14 protein-coding genes and 2 tRNA genes are annotated in these 14,965 nt (G+C 67.0%); 10 read left to right on the forward strand and 6 right to left on the reverse strand.

Features of this window, described 5'->3' with window-relative positions; genetic code table 11:
- Positions 1-49: 49 nt before the first annotated feature.
- The 5 genes from BAY60_RS06940 to BAY60_RS06960 all read left to right on the forward strand — a co-directional run bounded on the left by BAY60_RS06940 (position 50) and on the right by BAY60_RS06960 (position 4,524).
- Positions 50-139: transfer RNA gene (locus BAY60_RS06940), tRNA-Ser, on the forward strand.
- A gap of 57 nt (positions 140-196) precedes the next feature.
- Positions 197-272: transfer RNA gene (locus BAY60_RS06945), tRNA-Arg, on the forward strand.
- 63 nt (positions 273-335) lie between these two features.
- Positions 336-1,070, forward strand: a complete 735-nt coding sequence (locus tag BAY60_RS06950; protein WP_112279941.1) for a hypothetical protein — start codon at positions 336-338, stop codon at positions 1,068-1,070.
- A gap of 548 nt (positions 1,071-1,618) precedes the next feature.
- The gene (locus BAY60_RS06955; protein ID WP_112279942.1) at positions 1,619-3,304 is read left to right on the forward strand and encodes a DUF262 domain-containing protein; all 1,686 of its coding nucleotides are present in this window, start codon (positions 1,619-1,621) and stop codon (positions 3,302-3,304) included.
- The gene (locus BAY60_RS06960) at positions 3,301-4,524 is read left to right on the forward strand and encodes a type II toxin-antitoxin system HipA family toxin (RefSeq protein ID WP_112279943.1); all 1,224 of its coding nucleotides are present in this window, start codon (positions 3,301-3,303) and stop codon (positions 4,522-4,524) included. The genes BAY60_RS06955 and BAY60_RS06960 overlap by 4 nt, the downstream gene beginning before the upstream one ends.
- A gap of 1,202 nt (positions 4,525-5,726) precedes the next feature.
- Here the strand turns inward: BAY60_RS06960 and BAY60_RS06965 are convergent.
- A complete protein-coding gene (locus BAY60_RS06965) occupies positions 5,727-6,485 on the reverse strand; it encodes an NAD(P)/FAD-dependent oxidoreductase (protein ID WP_245992358.1) in 759 nt (252 codons plus the stop codon).
- A gap of 273 nt (positions 6,486-6,758) precedes the next feature.
- Between BAY60_RS06965 and BAY60_RS06970 the strand changes: the two genes are divergently transcribed.
- Positions 6,759-7,136 (forward strand): DoxX family protein, encoded by a 378-nt coding sequence (locus BAY60_RS06970; RefSeq protein WP_112279945.1) that lies wholly within the window; start codon positions 6,759-6,761, stop codon positions 7,134-7,136.
- A gap of 5 nt (positions 7,137-7,141) precedes the next feature.
- On the opposite strand, the gene BAY60_RS06975 is transcribed toward BAY60_RS06970, so the two are convergent.
- On the reverse strand, positions 7,142-7,675 hold the full coding sequence (locus tag BAY60_RS06975; RefSeq protein ID WP_342769754.1) for a nitroreductase family deazaflavin-dependent oxidoreductase: 534 nt from the start codon (positions 7,673-7,675) through the stop codon (positions 7,142-7,144).
- Between the two features lie 102 nt (positions 7,676-7,777).
- On the opposite strand from BAY60_RS06975, the gene BAY60_RS06980 reads away from it, so the two are divergent.
- Both BAY60_RS06980 and BAY60_RS06985 read left to right on the forward strand, forming a co-directional pair.
- Complete coding sequence (locus tag BAY60_RS06980; protein ID WP_112279947.1) at positions 7,778-8,224, forward strand: lamin tail domain-containing protein; 447 nt, start codon at positions 7,778-7,780, stop codon at positions 8,222-8,224.
- 236 nt (positions 8,225-8,460) lie between these two features.
- The gene (locus tag BAY60_RS06985) at positions 8,461-8,844 is read left to right on the forward strand and encodes a hypothetical protein (protein WP_112279948.1); all 384 of its coding nucleotides are present in this window, start codon (positions 8,461-8,463) and stop codon (positions 8,842-8,844) included.
- 47 nt (positions 8,845-8,891) lie between these two features.
- Here the strand turns inward: BAY60_RS06985 and BAY60_RS06990 are convergent, their stop codons facing one another.
- Positions 8,892-9,815, reverse strand: a complete 924-nt coding sequence (locus BAY60_RS06990) for an LLM class flavin-dependent oxidoreductase (protein WP_112279949.1) — start codon at positions 9,813-9,815, stop codon at positions 8,892-8,894.
- Between the two features lie 89 nt (positions 9,816-9,904).
- On the opposite strand from BAY60_RS06990, the gene BAY60_RS06995 reads away from it, so the two are divergent.
- Positions 9,905-11,356, forward strand: coding sequence for a class I SAM-dependent methyltransferase (locus BAY60_RS06995; RefSeq protein ID WP_112279950.1), 1,452 nt, complete (start codon positions 9,905-9,907; stop codon positions 11,354-11,356).
- Positions 11,357-11,367: 11 nt separating this feature from the next.
- On the opposite strand, the gene BAY60_RS07000 is transcribed toward BAY60_RS06995, so the two are convergent.
- Positions 11,368-11,646, reverse strand: coding sequence for a hypothetical protein (locus BAY60_RS07000; protein WP_112279951.1), 279 nt, complete (start codon positions 11,644-11,646; stop codon positions 11,368-11,370).
- Positions 11,647-12,136: 490 nt separating this feature from the next.
- A complete protein-coding gene (locus BAY60_RS07005) occupies positions 12,137-13,069 on the reverse strand; it encodes a mechanosensitive ion channel family protein (RefSeq protein WP_211330193.1) in 933 nt (310 codons plus the stop codon).
- 164 nt (positions 13,070-13,233) lie between these two features.
- Here BAY60_RS07005 and BAY60_RS07010 point away from each other — a divergent pair, with 164 nt between their 5' ends.
- Positions 13,234-14,121: an endonuclease/exonuclease/phosphatase family protein gene (locus BAY60_RS07010; RefSeq protein ID WP_211330194.1), complete on the forward strand. Its 888-nt coding sequence runs from the start codon at positions 13,234-13,236 to the stop codon at positions 14,119-14,121.
- A 6-nt stretch (positions 14,122-14,127) separates the two neighbouring features.
- Here BAY60_RS07010 and BAY60_RS07015 read toward each other — a convergent pair whose 3' ends face one another.
- A complete protein-coding gene (locus BAY60_RS07015; RefSeq protein WP_211330195.1) occupies positions 14,128-14,952 on the reverse strand; it encodes a TIGR02452 family protein in 825 nt (274 codons plus the stop codon).
- Between the last annotated feature and the right edge of the window lie 13 nt (positions 14,953-14,965).

Genomic DNA, 14,965 nt, shown 5'->3' on the forward strand with positions numbered 1-14,965 from the left:
CGGAGTCCGGCGGGGGTGTGTAGTCTATGACGGCAGTGGTCGCGACCTGGGAGGCTTCGCCTAGTCTGGTCTATGGCGCCGCACTGCTAATGCGGTTGGGGGTAACCCCCCCTCCCGGGTTCAAATCCCGGAGCCTCCGCCGGGGCTCGGCCCAGCCGAGCACCAACCCGACTCCGGTCGGGCACAACTGAACACTGCGCCCGTAGCTCAACGGATAGAGCATCTGACTACGGATCAGAAGGTTAGGGGTTCGAATCCCTTCGGGCGCGCCATTTCCCCAGGTCAGTGGCCTGGGGATTTTTGGTTGGCGCACCCTTGGCTTTTTCCAGGTGGTAGTGCCTGTCGTCCTGGGCGGGGCGTCGGCGTTCATCCCGGTCCCGGTATCGGCCCAGGACTATGCCGCGTATCTGGGCCGCAGGATCATTGGCGGTCTTGCGGCCGAACCCGAGGCCGAGCTGAGCGCTGCCCTCGCGGATGCGATCGAGGCCACGGCACACGAACTCGGCTTGAAGCCGGGGCGTTCGCCGTCCAGCACGGTCAGCATCCTGCGGCAGCGCCCGGATCGGGTGGGTCTGCTGGCGTTGGGTGACAGCGTGATCGTCCTTCCCGGCGAGGTCGTCACCGATGAGCGCATCGACGGTCTGCGCCTGGCTCAGCGGGACGAGTACCGGAGGCGCCTGGCCGCCGGGAGTGGCTACGACGATCGCCACCGTGAGTTGCTGCGCCAGCTCCAGACCGAGCAGGCAGAGCGGCGCAACGTGGAAGGCGGCTACTGGATCGCCGAGGCCGAGCCCAAGGCCGCCGAACACGCTCTGCAAGTATCGCGCCCAGCATCCGCCGTCCGGTGGGCGGTCCTGGCGACGGATGGGGCCTACACCACCATGACGCGCCTGCGCCTCGACGACTGGCCCCAGGTTGCCGAGGCCAACGAGACCGGCCTCGCCGCGCTGCTCGATCGCTGCCAGGTCTGGGAGCCAGACGTGGACCCCGACGGCCGCCAGCTACCCCGCGCCAAGCGCCACGACGACAAGACCATCGCAGCCGTGCACCTCGACCACATCCCCAGCTAGAGCCTCTGCCCGGCCGCAGCGCACATGCTGTGTTCAGAGCCTTCTTTCTTGTTCAAGGCGGCGCCTGCGGCGCCGCTGATCCGGCCCGCATCTCCATCCCGGTCGGCAAGCACGGGCGTGCGGCTGGCGCCGGTCCCGCGCGCCGACCGGGCGAGGCAGGCCGGGCAGCGCCATAGGCGCCGCGAACAGAAGAATCGCCCTCGCCGGCGGGCAGGCTCCGGGATGGCCCAAGCCGGCGACCGGGCAGCTCAGCGGCCGGGGGAGCGGGTGGTCACCAGCTGGTCATCCCGTCGCCTGCTCTGATGGTTATCACACCGCGCCGGGACCGCAAGCCTGACAAGGTCGGCCGGCGGATGGCAGCCGAGGGTTGCGGCCCCGACACGGCGTGATCGAGACGCCATCAGGCGACGGGATGACCACCAAGCACCACACGGGAAGTGGCCGACAACTAGGGTGTTGCTCGTAAGATCAGTGTCACACCGTTGTGAGTAGTGGCATTGCGGGACTGAGCGACGACACGCTCTTCGACTGCGTGAACAGGAGGGCTGATGTCTGAGCAGCCAACGACATCGCGGAACGAGAGTTATAAAATTCAAGATCTCGCCGTGCTTGTCAAAACCGGAAAAATTCGAGTCCCCGAGTTCCAGCGCTCGTTCCGGTGGGCTGCTAGCGACGTTCTCGCGCTCTTCGATAGCATTCTACGCGGCTATCCCTTTGGAAGTTTGCTTCTGTGGCGGCGGTCTGCGCCAGCCGCTCGTTTGCAAATCGGTGCCCTCAAAGTTAAGGCGCCAAGCGTTCATGACGCACTCTGGGTAGTCGATGGGCAGCAGCGAATCACTAGCTTGGTCAACGCAGTGGATCCTGAGGCGAGCGCTTCGGACGATCGATTCAGAATCTACTACTCCCTCGAACAGCAACGCTTTGTCTCTCCGCGCGATCAAAAACATAGTCTCGCCATCCCGCTCCCGGATCTCTTCGACCTAAGCCGCGCATTCGCCTGGTTGCAGAAGAATCCAGATGCGGCTGAGTATGCTTCTGAAATTCAAAGAGTGACCGGATTGTTGCGAGATGTAGAGATCTCCTCTTCGGTAATCGCGCAGGCCGATGAGCATGTTCTTCGTGAGGTGTTTGACCGAATAAATTCAGCAGGGAAACGCCTCCGCGGATCAGAAATCTTTGATGCAATTCACAGTGCGGCTGGCGAATCAGGGCAGTTGATCTCGATCGGCGCAATTGCCGATCGCCTCGATCAAGCTACCGACTTCGGCCGACTAGACGAAGAGATTGTTTACCAAGCTATTCTGGTCAGGCGGCACCCCGACATAACGCGCGACGCGCACAACGAGTTCAGTCCTGAGCGGTCCAATATTGTCCCCTTTGCGACTGAGACTCAGGCTGATGCTTATGAACGAACAGAGATTGCGCTCGAGAAGGTCATCAGATTCCTGCAGGAGCGAGCCGGAATCCCTCATATCACCTTTGTTTCTTTTCGTTTCCATATTTTGGTCCTGACTCGATTCTTCGCGCTCTTTGAGGATCCGGCGTCCCGAAATTTGGAGTTGCTTAGTCGCTGGTTTTGGCGGTCGACGGCCGCAGCGTCGGTCCTCGGCTACACTGGCTCAACTGAAAATATCCGAACACTTGCTACCCTCGTTGAACCGTACAATGAGAGTGGCTCAGTGCGAAGCCTGCTCGCTGCTACGGACCCGTCCCGGCCTGTGCCAGTCCCGCAATTAGATTCCTTTCGTACCAACCGCTCATCCGGGAAGGTGGTGCTTGCTGCGCTGTGGGCTAGGGGGCCAATCAATCCTCTGACAGGCGCGCCTCTCAGTCACAGTGACCTCGCCTCCTACCTTGTAGGCGAAACCTCTCCGGCGGCCGTTGCCCTGGAGCTGTTCCCGAGGAGGCTTTTGAAAGAGCGAGCCTCCAGTGCTGCCAACAGGGTAATTGCGGTGGTTGACCGCGATTCCTTCACTGGTCCTCTCCCGAACGACTTTCCTCTCGAAAGCCTCTTACTCAACAGAAAGCTACTCACGCTACTCCGAAAAGGCGATCATAGAAGCTTCCTCGCTCGCCGAACAGAATTGCTTGAACGCTACTTGCGCGATTTTCTGGATGACCGAACAGGTGCCGGTTTCGAAATTACGCCTCCTCTGGCTGAGCTCGATCTTGACGACGGCGAGGAAGATGGCGTATCCGGTTCACAATCGACGACGTTCGAGGACATTCAGTGATTGAGGCGGCACACGCTGTATGGCTAAACGGCCGCAGGATAGGAGAGATCCTGCAGCGGGGTGACGTTGCGCGCTTTATTTTCGACGCGAAATACTGGGAGGATCCCAGTCGCGAGGTGCTCGGATTGTGGTTCGAAGATGACCCACGACGTTCACCGCAGGCAGCTCTTAGGCTCCCGGCCTGGTTCTCGAACCTCCTGCCAGAAGGGCCTCTTCGGCAGTGGATTGCTCGCGATCAAGGTGTCTCAGCTGACCGCGAATTGCAATTGCTGCTTCGGATCGGCCGTGATTTGCCAGGAGCTGTTCAGGTAATCCCGGCAAACGAAGACACTGCAATTGCCCCTGAGCTGCTGGATGAAGTCCAGCCGAGCCCTGCTGCCCCGAGCCGAGCAAGTCGATTAAAATTCTCGCTGGCCGGCGTTGGGCTGAAGTTCTCATTACTAAAGCGTGGCGAGCGCCTTACAATTCCAGCCGGGGATTCCGTTGGAGACTGGATTGTAAAGTTTCCAGATCCGCACTACGAAGATGTTCCGGAAAATGAGTTCGCAACGATGAGTCTGGCGCGTCTCGTTGGGATTGAAGTTCCGGAAATTGAACTGGTTCATCGTGATCAACTTCCGCCCGTCAATGACTTTGTCTGGCCGAGCTCTGCAACACACGCTTACGCGGTGGCTCGTTTTGATCGTGCCCCTGGTGGGCGGCGTATTCACATCGAAGATCTCGCACAGGTTCGTGGCTTCTATCCTGACCAGAAGTATACGGGAACATTCGAAACTGTTGCCGCGCTGCTATATCGAGATCATGATTCAGCGGCCTTGCGTGAATTTGTCCGGCGAATCACCTTTAATCTCCTAGTCGGAAATGGTGATGCTCATCTTAAAAATTGGTCGTTGATCTATCGAGACGGACGGGTTCCGACGCTTTCGCCCGCATATGATCTCGTGTCTACTGCTCCCTACTTCACAGCGAATGAGCCGCCCGACGACTTCGGTCTGAAATTTGGAGGGACGAAGACTTTAGAACGAATTGGCCGTGAGTCATTTCGGCGGTTGCAACGCGTACTGGGCGTCGCCAATGACGATGTCCTTAGTGTTGTTGATGAGACGATTGAGCGTTTTAGGGATGCCTGGGATGACGCCGCGAGGGAAACCTTTCCAGGTTTTGTCTCAGATTGGATCAGCGCCCACCAGATACAAATGCGGAAGAAGCTCGAAGCTTAAGAATCGTACGCCTAGACAGCTTGTGGCCCGTTCATTTTGGTCCCTCGGCCCGTAACGAGTAGTTACGAATGCGGGGCGGCTCGTCCCCCTTGGCCGTCGCCTTGGCCGTCGCCGTGGCAAGCAACAGCCAGCCCAGACGTCCGGGGCGCTCCTGGGGCCGCGTTTTGTTCTAGCACGAAATGAACCGATCGACGCTGGTCGTAAGCAGGCGCGGCTCGGCTTAGCATCTCGGTATGGATCTTTGGACTCCGCCTGGTGCGGACCTAGGTGGAGGTAGCCCGCCGCTGCCGGACGACCGGATGATCAACTTTTTGGGCTTGAACGGTCCTGCGCACTCGGGCTATCACGAGTTGCGCCGCCAAGCGTCCGCATGGCCTGTAACGGATGCGACTCCGAGCGCGACCGCCGAGCTCCTGTCGACCAGTCGCGACCTGTACGCGCAGGGATACTACTGCTACCCGCTTCTCACGGTAGGCGGCACGTGGTCTATCTTCGCGGTTGAAGCTGCTCTGCGAGAGAAGCTCAGTCGCGGGGGGACGGAGCCCCTTCACCGGCTGGTGAAGTTGGCAAAGCGGGAGGGCCTGCTGCCACGGCCCGGGTGGGACAACGATCGGCTCGACGCGGGACGGAAGCTCAGGAATAAGCTCGTTCACAGTGGAAAGCAGCAGCTGTGGACGCCAGCAATGGCACGCATGGTAATTGCTAGCTCACATGAAGCCGTAGCTGCCTTGTTTCCCGACACTGAGTGTGGCGCGGCCTAGTCTCGAGCGGTGGTGAGCGCGGCGCGGTGTAAGGCAGCCGCGCGAGCTCGAAGGTGGCGTCGTAGAGCTCCACGGTTCTTCCGCGAGTCTTCGCCGCAGGGCAGTAGGGCAGAGCGCGATCATGCGGCTTGGATGGTCCGGGCCGCCGAGCGCGAGACCGTCTACATGGTTGACCTCGAGGATCGCGGTTCGGGCAGGTGTCGTGTCCGCCGGCATGCCGGTACACGATCGTTTTCGCACTGGTCGCCTGCGCGAACGAGGACCGCGTCTCGGGCCTGACGGCTGCGCTGGTAGTTGTTCCGCGGTCGCTTCTTGGGCTGCGACTGGTGGCCGCTTGAGCTTGGGTTTCCCCGAGGTCGTCGATGTAGTCCCGGTAGCTGCGTGCTCGAGTAGATGTGTTGGCTTCCGTGCTGACGGGCGCCGGCTTGAAGCCGTAGGTCCTCAGGAACTTGTCCGGGCCGAGTTTGCCGTAGTGCTGGACGGCGCGAATACCGCCTCCGGGTCGGCCAGATCGGGCACACCGAAACCCGCAGCCCAGATAGTCACCTGACTCGGCAGGGTGCGGCCGTCACCGAGTTCCACGGCTCCCGACCGCACGGCGGTGACCGACGTGTCCGGGCCGTCGATCACCTCGACGCCCAGCCGGGTGAGGTACTTGCGGGCTGCACGCCGGGCGCTGGGATGCAGGTTCGGGCCGAGGACACCGCCGCAGACCAGCCCAACACCGCGACCCTGTTCGGCGAGTTCCGCCGCGGTCTCGATGCCGACCGGGCCGCCTCCGACGACCGTCACCGGGGCCGGCACGGGCGTGTCGGAGAGTACCGACCGCAGCCGCTGTGCGGCCTCCAACGTCGCGACCGGATAGGCGAATTCGGCCGCGCCCGGCACCTGCGGTCCGCGGCTGAAGCTGCCCACCGCATAGATCAGGTAGTCGTAGTCGATGCTGCCGCCCTCGGCGAGGGTCACGGTGCGCGCGGTCGCGTCGATACGCGCCGCGGTGCCGACCACCAGCTCGACGCCCTCGGCGAGGACCTCCCGGTAGTCGACGACCGCATCGTGGGTCCCGCCCACCAGCTGGTGCAGCCGCAGCCGCGGGACGAACGCCTGCCGCGGATTGATCACGGTCACCGCTACGTCGTCGCGCTGCGTCACACGATTGGCCGCCATCACCCCGGCGTAACCGCCGCCGACCACGACCACCTTGATCCTCTTGTCCATGGTGTCTCCTCCGATCCGAGTGGGTCGAGAACAAGACACCGCATTGGCGCCGATGCTGACATCCTGTGAACCAGATCACGTCGTCGTCCGGTTCTGTCAGGCAATCGCGACCGGCGGTGTCTCAGACCCGACCAGCTACACCATCGGGAAGCCGACAGGGATGCCCGCGAACGGCCCTGTCCGGCAGCCCGTCGGCGATGAACGGCTCGGCGGAACGACGGCCGGCCCGCGTCGCCCCGCACCTGGAGGAAGCTCATGAACCTCGCTCTCTGGATCGTTGCCGGGTTGCTTGCCGCCCTCGCCCTGTTCAGTGGTGCCACCAAAGTGTTCTTGCCCAAGTCCAAGCTGGACGAATCGACGGATTGGACCGAGAGCGCGAGCGCCGGCTTCGTCCGAACCCTCGGGGTCCTCGAGATTCTGGCCGCGGTGGGCCTGATTCTGCCCGCAGTGCTCGACATCGCGCCGGTGATGGTGGCGGTGACCGCTGTCTGCTGGATTCTGTTGATGATCGGCGGGATGATCACCCACGCCCGCTACGAGCACTACAACAACGTCGCGCTGTGTCTCGTCCTCCTCGGTGCGGCTGCCTTCGTGGCCTGGGGCCGCTTCGGCCCCGAGCCGTTCACCGGCTGAAGCGCTCAGGCCTCCGGGGTGAGCAGGACGATCGGGATCTGCCGTTCGGTCTTCTCCGCGTACTCGTCGTACAGCGGGAAGATGCGGGCCATCTGGGTCCAGAGGGGCGCGCGTTCGGCCGGGGACGCGACACGGGCGCGGGCGGTGAACCGGCGGGTGCCGACCTGGACACCGACACTCGGCTCCGTCTGGAGGTTCTTGAACCACGCCGGATCGTCGTCGGCGCCGCCCTTGGAGGCGACCACCACGAAGTCGTCGCCCGAGGTGCCGTAAATCAGGCAGGTTCGGCGCGGCTGGCCGGTCCTGCGTCCGGTCGTGGCCAGCACGAGCGTGTGCACACCGTTCGACTCGTGTCCCTCGGTCCCGCCGGAGGTCAGATAGGTACGGGTGTGTTCGGCGACCCAATCCCACGTCGAGTCGGTGGCGCGGTCGAGATCATCGGCGACGGCCATGGTGGTGGTCCTTTCCGGGGTGTGTCGCACGGCCTCCTGGCGGCCGAGCGTGTCCCTGGGACGGAGCCGACGCGACGTTCTCGACATCCAGGACCAGAGTATTTCGCGCCGAAAGGGACTTTGGTCCCGTAACGGCGGCGTACCGCGCTCCGACTTCGGATTCGTATCTCGGTCTCCGAAGGGACATTCATGCGGAAACTCACTACGACCTTGCTGGTCGCCGTGTCGGTGCTGGCGCTCGGGCTGGTAGGCGCGGCGCCGGCACACGCGGCGGCGCGGATGCAGATCCACCGCGTCTACTACAACTCGCCGGGCAGCGACAACGGCAGCAACGCGAGCCTCAACGCCGAGTGGGTCCAGATCAGGAACACCTCGCGGGTTCCGGTCACGATCACGGGCTTCGTCCTGCACGACCGGCAGGGCCACCGGTACACGTTTCCGCCCACCACGGTGAACCCCGGCAAGGACGTGTACGTGCACACCGGCAGCGGGAAGAACAACCCATGGCACCGGTACTGGGGACGCAGGGCCTACGTCTGGAACAACACGGGCGACGGCGCCACCCTGCGCGACACCTACGGTCGGTGGCTCGACGCCTGCGCGTGGGGCAACGGGAGCGGTTCGATCTACTGCTGACGTCCGCACCAGCCGGGTCCTGAACTCCGCCGCCTGCCGCCCTGCCAGCCATCGCCGGCAGGGCGGCAGGTGGCCGTGCCCGGCGACCGGTGGCGAACTCGCCCCGTAACCCGGCGGGCATCGACACATCCGACTGGCTCCGGAAACGGCGTAACGCAGCCGCCCACGCCGCGACTTCGGTTGTACCAAACGGCGGTTTCACCCCGTCCAATGGCGTCGACCGAAGGAGATTCCTCGTGAGAAAGACACTGCTCAGCCGGGTGCTCATGACCGGAGCCGGCACTGTCGCGGCCGTCGCGCTCGCCGCGGGCACCGCATCCGCGCACTTCTGCTACAAGACCGAGGTCAACCCGGCGTCGTGGGAGGGCAAGAACGGATCGCAGAACTGGACGTCGTTCGCGGAGCTTGTCGCGATCCACATCGGACCAGTGTGCGCGGAGGGCGTCGACATCATCGCCGACGGCGCGGGCGCGACGCCGACGACACTGATCAACACGCACGGCACCATGGCGGGCGGCACCCTCAAGAAGGACTCGCCCGGGACGAAGTCGATCTCGTACCTCGACTTCGCCGGTCTCGAGGCGGCGATCCCGGCCGCCATCGCGGCCTGCGAGGCGTAGCCGAGCACCACGCCGACCCGTCGAGTGCGGCCTGCGCGCCTCCCCTCTCAACGCGGCAACGCAGGCAGCACCTCGGCGGCGAGGCGCTCCATCTGCTCCGCCTGCTCGTACACCGGGGACAGCAGGATCAGCTCCGCCCCGGCCCGGGCGATGTCGTGCAGGCCCGCGACGACGTCGTCGACGGTGCCGGTCACCGCCGCCGACTCGATCGTCGGGGAGCGGCCGTCGTAGATCCGCGCGAGCGCGTCGTTCATCCGCTGCCGCGCCCGCGCCGGGTCGTCATCCACCGCGATGTAGGCGCGCTTGGCGATGCGGAAGCCGGCCTCCTCGCGCCCGGCCTCCGCCAGCGCCTCGCGCACCGAAACGACCTGCTCGGCGAAGCGGGCCGTGGGCGACGAGCCTGCGCCGAAGAAGCCGTGGCCGTCACGCGCCGCGCGCCGCAACGCCTGCGCACCGCTGCCGCCGTACCACAGCGGCGGATACGGCTTCTGCCAGGGCTTCGGCTGCATGGTCACGCCGTCCAGCTGCCAGAACCGGCCGGTGAGGCCCGCCGGGCTCTCCGTCCACAGTGCTCTCATCACGCGGAGACCCTCGGTGAACCGCGCGACGTAGGTGTCCGGGTCCACGCCGAAGGCGGGGAAGAGACGTTCGCGCCTGCCGCCGGTGCCGACGCCGATCTCCAGCCTGCCCCGGCTCAGCTGGTCGAGAGTGGCGAGGCTCTTCGCGAGATGGGCGGGGCTGTGCAGGGTCGTCACGAACACCGAGCAGCCGAGCCTGAGCCTGCTCGTGCAGGCCGCGGCATACGTCATCACCTCGATCGGCGACAGCTGCGGCATCGAGCCCAGCACCTGCTCCTGCGTCCAGCCGCTCTCGAAGCCCAGCTCCTCGGCCCTGGTGACGTAGGTGGCGAAGGCGTCCCGGTCGAACTCGCCGTCGGTGAAGAACTGCGGGATGGAGATCGCGAACCTCATGGTGCGATCCTAGGCGCGCACCACAGGCCTCACCCCGGCGCCAGTCCTGGGTCCGGTGGATACGGATGCGTGCCGTGTAGCGTCGTGCTGTGCATCGCGCGAGCTCCGCAGACATCGATCAGCCCGTTGCAGGACAAGACATCCCGGACGACGCCGAGGCCGTGGTCGGCCGGGCGTACCGGCTGATCCTCGGCCGCCCCGCCGACCAGGCCGGTGCCGCGGGCTACGTGCGGGCGCTGCGGGCCGGGGAGATCTCCGTGGCCGACGTGTGCGCCAGCCTCGCCCGGTCCGGCGAGTTCGCCCAGCGGTTGCGGCCCCCCGAACCGGACGACCGGCCGCGGGCCGAGCGCGATCCGAGCCTGATCGACGTGGCCGAGCTGATCCGCACCACCAGCATCGAGGAGCTCTCCGAGCAGGCCGAGCGGTACTTCCGCGCCGTCGAAGACCCGGACCTGCTGCTCGCCAAGCCGTTCAAGGACATCAGCGAGACGCCGGACCTGCTCGTCAGTTTCGGCCAGGTACTGCGCGGCCTGCGGCCGCTGCCGGGGATGACGGTCCTCGACTTCGGCGCGGGGACCTGCTGGACCAGCCGCTTCCTCGCCCAGCTCGGCTGCCGGGTCATCGCGCTCGACGTCTCGCCGACGGCGCTGGACCTCGGGCGGCGGCTGTTCGAGCGGTTGCCGGTGCTGGGCAGCGCCCCGGAGCCGGAGTTCCTCGTGTTCGACGGCCACCGCATCGACCTTCCCGACGGCAGCGTCGACCGCATCCTGTCCTTCGACGCCTTCCACCACGTCCCCAACCCCGCCGACGTCATCCGCGAGATGGGCCGCGTGCTGCGTCCCGGCGGCCTCGCCGCCTTCTCCGAACCCGGCGACCGGCACTCGATCCAGCCGCAGTCCCAGTACGAGATGCGCAACTTCGCGGTGATCGAGAACGACGTCGTCATCGAGGACGTCTGGGAGTGGGCACAGGCCGCCGGGTTCGCCGAGCTGCGCCTGTGCCTTTTCGAGTCCGCACCCCGCTGGGTCGACCTGGCGACCTTCCACGACGTCATCGCCGGGCGGGAGGCCGAGACCGACTTCGCGGGCCCCGCCAGGGCGGCGATCGCCGACCGGCGCATGTTCTGGCTGCGCCGCGAGGGCGCCGAGGCGCCGGACAGCCGCGAGGCCGAAGGGCTCGTCGCCCACCTGGCGATGGACGACGTGCGCATCAGCACCACGGACACGGCAGGCACGCTGATCGAGGGCACGTGCCGCGTGCACAACCCGGGCCCACGGGCCTGGCTGCCGTCCGGCGCCCCGTTCGGGCCCGTCCTGCTCGGAGTCCGCGTGCACCTGGCCGACCAGACGAGCCGTGACCTGGCTCGTGTCCCGCTGCCCGGCAACGGTGTCGCGGCAGGCGAGAGCGCCGCGTTCCCGGTACGGGTGGAGGTGCCGCCCCAGCCCGAGGGCGCCGTGGCCGTCGAGTTCGACCTGGTCAGCGAGCGGGTCACCTGGTTCGCCGTCAACGGCTCACCGGTCGTCCGGTTCTCCCTGGAGTAGCGGGACCACCGTCAGAGCCGGGGGCCGTTCCGCAACGGCAGCTTGCTGGTGACGAGCGCGGCCACCAGCGCGACGGCGGCCGCCACCGGGATGGCGAGCGCGGGCAGCCAGCTCGCCGCGAGTGCGATCACCAGTGCGCCGCCCGCGACGAGCGCCAACAGCAGCACCGCGAGCCGCAGGGTCGTGCCGCGCCCGCCGAGGACGCGGTCCGCGAGGCCCGGATGCGCGCGGCCCGCCTGCCGCTGCTCGTCACCCGGTGGGGTGCCGGGCTGCCCGGCTTGTTCTGGCACCTCTGTGGTACCAGCTTGTATAGTCATCCGCGTCCATTCCTCTCGTCTCGCGCGGGGACATGGATCCGGCGCGGCTCCTGGGGCAACAGGGGCCGCGCCCTTCGCGCAGGGCCTGTCGTGGCCGCTCGCGTACAGGCACATCATGGCGGACACCACCGACAGGAATCCGGGCCCACCCGGGCGGCGAGCGGCAAGCGGTCGCCACCTGTCGACCAACGGTCGAGCGACTTCAGTGCTAACGCTCGGTCACCGGCGCGTTCGGGCCGATCCTGCCTCGGTGCAACCCTGTGCACGGGTCCGCTGCACGTGAATGGGCAAGTGTCGCTGCACGTGCCGTGCTGGTCAGCGGGCCTCTGGTGCGGCACGGCCGCCGGGGCGGTGGACCGCCGTCGCAGGCCCTGGCGCGCGTGAACCTCAGGGCGCCACGCGACCTCGCGATCACGTTCCGTCACTCACGTGGGGGCCGGTGTGCTACCGACAGGTGCCCTGCTCAGCCCTGCTGCGCCGCGCCCGCGCCGGTGGGCGGCAGCACGGGGTAGGCCACCCGGATGCCGGCGGAGTCGAGCGCACCCTTCAGCCGGGCGCGCAGTTCCCTGCCGAGGCCCCACTGCTCCCCGGGCTGCGTCATCGCGAGGATCCGCACGGTCACGGCGCCGTTGCCGATGCTCACCACACCGCTGATCTCCGGCCTGCCGATGAGCTTGCCAGCCTGCTCCGGCTCGTCGGCGAACGCGTCGATGCTGCGCTGGATCACGGCCTTGGCCTCGTCCACGTCCACGGAGTAGTCGAGCGGAAGCTCCACGACGGCGTTGGCCCAGTCCTGGTTCATGTTGCAGACCCGCAGGATCTCGCCGTTGCGCACGTGCCACAGTCCACCGTTGAGGTCACGGATCTTGGTGGTGCGCAGGGTCACGGCCTCCACCGTGCCGACGGCGTCGCCGACGTCGACGACATCACCGACACCGTACTGATCTTCGAGCATCATGAAGATCCCGGCGAGGAAGTCCTGCACCAGGCTCTGCGCGCCGAATCCGATGGCGAGGCCGACGACGCCCGCGCTGGCCAGGATGGGCCCGATGTTGATGCCCAGCTGACTGAGGATCGTGACGAACGCGATCCCGAGGATGACGAAGGTGGACACGCTCTTGAGCACCGACGCGATCGTCTCGGCGCGCTGGCGCTGCCGTTCGGTGCGCGACGTGCTCGCCGTGCGCACGACGCGGCCCGCGGTCTTGGACCGGGTCAACCGCTCCCGGGAACTGATCATCCGCTTCGTCAGCTGGTCGATGACCCTGCCCACCACGGCCCGCAGGATCAGCGCCACCACGATGATGATCGCGATGTTGATCACTCCGCTGAGCAGTGCGCCGGAGTTGTCACGGAACCAGTCGGTGACCACGTTCGCCTGGGCGGGCGTCGGCACGATGTGCTCCCTTCGTCTTCCGATGCGACTCCTCCGGCAGGGTTGCACGGATCGTTTCGGCACGCGGCTCGCGGGGGTCCGGGATGGTCACTGACGTCACGGTTTCGCGCTGGTCACGGCTTCGCCGCGGCCTGAGGGGGTGCTGCTGGCTCCTGCTCGCCTGCGTGGCCGCGGTCGTGGTGATCCGGCTCGCGGGACTCGACGACGGCACCTACCTGGCCCTGCCCGTGTCCGGGATGCCCTACCTGGCCGTGGTAAGCGTGCTGCTGCTCGGCGCCTCCGCCCTGCTGCGCGGCAGGGCACTCTCCGTGGTGGCGGCCGCGCTCGTCGTCGTCCAGGTCGTCCTGCTCGCGCCACGGTTCGTCGCCGAGGGCGCCGAGCCCGCACCTGCCGCCGGGGCGACGGTGCGTGTGGCCACGAGCAACACGCTGCAAGGCCGGGTGGACGCCGGCGCACTCGTCGACCTGGTGCGCACCCAGCGCGTGGACGTGCTCGCCGTGCAGGAGTTCACGCCGTCGGCGGCGAGCACGCTCGCCGAGGCCGGGCTGGCGGACCTGCTGCCGCACCACGTCCTGCCCGGCGGGGCGGACACGGCGCTCTACTCGCGGCTGCCGCTGTCGCGAACGGGGGCACTGGCCGCACCCACCACCTGGCGGCAGGCCGCCGCCTCCGTCAGGGTCGGCGGGCGGGAGATCCGCCTGGTCTCGGTGCACACCTACTTCCCGGCAGGCGACCCGGACCGCTGGAGCCGCGACCTCGCGGCGCTGCGCACGGCGGCACGGCACAACGCCGTCCTGCTCGGCGACTTCAACGCCACGCTCGACCACGCGCCACTGCGCGAGCTGCTGGCCGCGGGCCTCGTCGACAGCCACGCCGAGCTGGGCGAGGCCTGGGCGCCGACATGGCCGACCCGTGGCGCCAGCCCGGTGCCGCTGCTGCAACTCGACCATGTGCTGCACGGCGACGCGCTCGCGGCCACCTGGGCGGGGGAGTACGAGCTGCCCGGGTCCGACCATCGTGCCGTGGTCGCCGAGCTGAGGCTCACGCGTTGACGGCGCTCAGCCGAAGGCCCCGCGAAAGGCATCGAGCCGCGGATACGGCGGCCGGTCCAGCACCGCGAACACCACGTGCGTGAACCGGCGCGCGAACGGCCCGTGCCCGGTCAGCAGCTCGGCGAAGACCTGCGCGACCACCCCCGGGTCGTTGCCGAACACGCCGCAGCCCCACGCGCCGAGCACCAGCCGCTCGTGTCCGTTGTGGTGGGCCACGGCGAGCACCTTCGCCGCGCGGCTACGCAGCACGTCCGGGATCCGCGCACGCTGCCCTGCCGTCGTGGTGGCGGAGGCGTTCGGCGCGGCGGCCGTCAGGAACGCCACCTCGTACGGCGCGTCGAGCAGCACGTGGTCGTCGTCGCGGAACACGGGCACGCCCGGCGAGTAGACGATCCGGTCGCTGTAGAGGGGATCGCCTGCCGCGCGATGGTGTTCGTAGTAGCCCTCGACCGCGCGCAGGCACGCGGCGAGCCCGGAAGCACGGGCGAGGCTTTCCTCCTGCGCCAGCGCGCCGCTGCGGTAGCCGCCGCCGGGTTTGGTGGCGGAGGCGAAGTTCAGGCACGCCGGCTCGTCCTTGGCCTCGGCGGCCAGCCGCCGTGCCGCGGCGAGTGTGCTGCAGCCGGTCACCTCCACCACGGCCTGCTTGCCGTCCGCGGCGTCACCTTCGCGAGGAACGACCGGTTCGTGGGGAAGGTACAGCCGGGTGGCGCGCACCGACTCGGCGACGGCGGGCGCGATGTGCACGGACTGCCCGGATCCGCTGGTGTACCGGCCCTCGGCGACGATCTCGTCGGTCTGCGCGGCGATGGCGGCGAGCTGGTCCCGGTTCACGCGCCGACCCTAA

It is taken from the genome of Prauserella muralis, assembly GCF_003202285.1.
In the GTDB taxonomy this organism is placed as follows: domain Bacteria; phylum Actinomycetota; class Actinomycetes; order Mycobacteriales; family Pseudonocardiaceae; genus Prauserella_B; species Prauserella_B muralis.